At 65.3% G+C, this 3,099-nt stretch carries 2 protein-coding genes; both read left to right on the forward strand.

What is annotated here, in order from left to right:
- The coding region (locus AC1DYI_RS30835) for an AbfB domain-containing protein (protein WP_477207927.1) at positions 1–1,733 on the forward strand (1,733 nt) is incomplete at its 5' end.
- A gap of 118 nt (positions 1,734–1,851) precedes the next feature.
- Positions 1,852–3,099, forward strand: a 1,248-nt coding sequence (locus AC1DYI_RS30840; protein WP_477207928.1) for a reprolysin-like metallopeptidase, incomplete at its 3' end; no start/stop codon positions are given.

Below are 3,099 nucleotides of genomic sequence, written 5' to 3' on the forward strand. Positions count from 1 at the left end.
TCCAGAACGGCCCGCTGGACCAGGGCTTCTGGCCTGACGGCAACTACACCGCGCCGACCGACGAAGCGCTGAAGTCTGACCTGGTGGCCACCAAGGACCTGGGCTTCAACATGGTCCGCAAGCACATCAAGGTCGAGCCGCAACGCTGGTACTACTGGGCCGACAAGCTGGGCTTGCTGGTGTGGCAAGACATGCCGCACGCGTGGGACGCCGAGAACAACACGGCCGTGCGAGACAAGGTGCGCGCCGAAGACCAGGAGATCGTCAACGAGCACCGCTCATCGCCCGCGATCATCACCTGGGTGATCTTCAACGAGAGCTGGGGCGATTTCGACATGCCCGGCATGGCGGCCACCTTCCGCCAGTGGGATGCGACGCGCCTGATCAACACCCACTCGGGCATCAACTGGGCGCCGGGCGACAGCGGTGCCGGCGACCTGATCGACCTGCACGACTACCCCGGCCCCGCGGCGCCGGACTGGCAGCCCGGCCGCATCTCGGTGCTGGGCGAATACGGCGGCAATGGCCTGCGTGTGGACGGCCACATGTGGAACCCCGACTCCACCTGCTGCTACGTGCTCTACCCCGACCAGGCTTCGCTGCAATCGGCCTACGTGGGGCAGGTGAACCGCATCCGCGAACTGGCCAACACCAAGGGCTTGAGTGCGGTGGTCTACACCGAGATCACCGATGTCGAAGACGAACTCAACGGCTTCCTCACCTACGACCGGCGCATCCACAAAATGGACTTCGCCTTCGTTCGCGCCACCAACCGGGCGCTGGTCGAAGGCGTGCCGTACTTCCGGCTCGGCACCTCGTACTCACTGCGCACCGTCACGCCGGGCGTCACTGACCGCTACATCCGCCACTTCGACAACCTGGGCTACACCGCGGTGGTGGACGACGCGAGCAGCGCAGTGCTGAAGCAAGACGCTTCGTGGAAGCCGGTGACGGGCCTGTCGAACAGCGCGTGCCTGTCGTTCGAGTCAGTGAACATCCCCGGCAAGTTCATGCGCCACCTGGACGGCCGCATCCGCATCGACGCGAGCGACAACAGCGATGCCTTCAAGCAATCGGCCACCTTCTGCCCGCGCAAGGCGCTGGACGGTGGTGGTGGCGTGTCGTTCGAGTCGGCCAACAAGCCCGGCTTCTACATCCGCCACCAGTCTGAAGGCGTGTGGCTGCACCAGTCTGACAACAGCGACCTGTTCAAGRCCGACGCATCGTGGGCGCAGCAGACGGGCTGGTGGCGCAGCGCGGTGATCCTGCCCACCGGCAACTTCCAATCGCTGCGCGTGCTGACACCGGGCTTCGACAACCGCTACCTGCGCCACATCGACGGCCTGGCCAACACCGAGGTGGTGACCAGCGGCAGTGATGCAGTGCTGAAGGGCGACGCCACCTGGCGGATCGTGCCGGGCCTGGCGAACGCCAGCTGCTACTCGTTCGAATCGCGCAACTTCCCCGGCGAATACCTTCGCCATCAAGCCTCTCGTGTGAAGCGCATGCCGATGGAAAACTCAGACCTCTACCACCAGGACGCCACCTTCTGCTCGGCAGGCGGGCAGGGCGGCGGCGTGCGCTTTGCAGCCATCAACTACCCGAACCGGTTCATACGGCACTACGCGTCGGAAGTGTGGATCGCCGACGGCTACGGCGGCAGCGACTGGAACACCTCGGGAAGCTTCGAGAACGACACGCGCTGGGCCGTGGAGGCGGCCTGGGCGCCGTGAGCACAGGGCGGCCGTTGCTGCGGCCGCCCAGCTGTTTCGAACTAGAAGAGGGCGGGCCACAAGCCCGCCCGATCAGGCAGGGATGACACACACATCGTCAATCTGAAGGAGACAGAGCATGTTGAATCATCTGAGGTGGGGAGTGGCTGCGGTGGCGATGGCCTGCACGGCTGTTCAAGCGGCGGAAGTGAAGATCTTCGGAGCACACGCCAAAGGCGCGGAGCTGGAGAAGATAGAGGCGGCGCGGCCCGCGGACCTGCCAGCCAAAGGCACGTTCCCCGTCAACGTGAACATGCGGCAGCTGCGCAAGCTGCCCATCAACGCCGAAGTCGAGCTGAACCTGCCGGACGGCCGCAGCGTGGTCGTGGTTCACGATGAGACGCGCCGCAGCGAGTCGGGCAACCACACCTTCGTCGGTCACCTGCGCGACCTGGGGCCGGACTACCGCGTGATCCTGACCGAAGCGCCCAATGGCTTGGCCAATGGCATCGTCACCTTGCGTGATGGCGGGCTGCGCGTTGAAGGCCGCACCGGCCAGACCTGGCTGATCGACCCGCAACGCGCCGGCATCGGCTATGCGCCGCTGRCCGAACCGCGTTTGCCAGAGACCTTGAGCGCTGCGGTCGAACGCAAGCGCGATGAAGCTGCGACACCCGAAGGCATCATCCAGCCTCTGGCGCAATCGACGGTCGACATGATGATCGTCTACACACCCAACATGGTCAGCCGATACGGCGGCGACGCCGGCGCACGCGCACGCATCGACAGCCAGATGGCGATCTTCAACCAGATCCTGCGGGACAGCGCCGTCGAGGTGACCGCACGGCTGGTCAAGACGCTGTACGTGAACCAGGACGACAACGTCAACCAAGGCACCTTGCTGACGATGATCACCAACGGGCAGGGTGCTTTCTCCAACGTGCGACCCACGCGCGACTCCGTCAAAGCCGACGTGGTGCACCTGCTGCACAAACCGACGGTGGGTGTGGGCTCTTGCGGCATCGCCTACCTCAGCGTCACCAAAGGCCCGAGCGGCCATGCCGATTGGGCATATGGCGTGACGGACGACAACTGCCCGACGATGGTCATGCCGCACGAGGTGGGACACAACTTCGGCATGAACCACGACCATGCGCAAGGCGGCGGCGAGCCGGTGTTCCCCTACGCCTGGGGCTACATCGTGCCGGGCACGAACTACGGCGACGTGATGTCTTACGCCGGGACGCACTACTAMAAATACTCCAACCCGCGCATCGGCGGCTGCTCGGGCCAGGCCTGCGGCCAGGAGGGCTGGGACGATGCGGCGCGCGCGATCACCGGAACGAAAGACATCGTCGCCAACTACCGCGTCGGCGCCGCCCCGCAG

This window comes from Ideonella sp. P3_A4 (assembly GCF_056403075.1).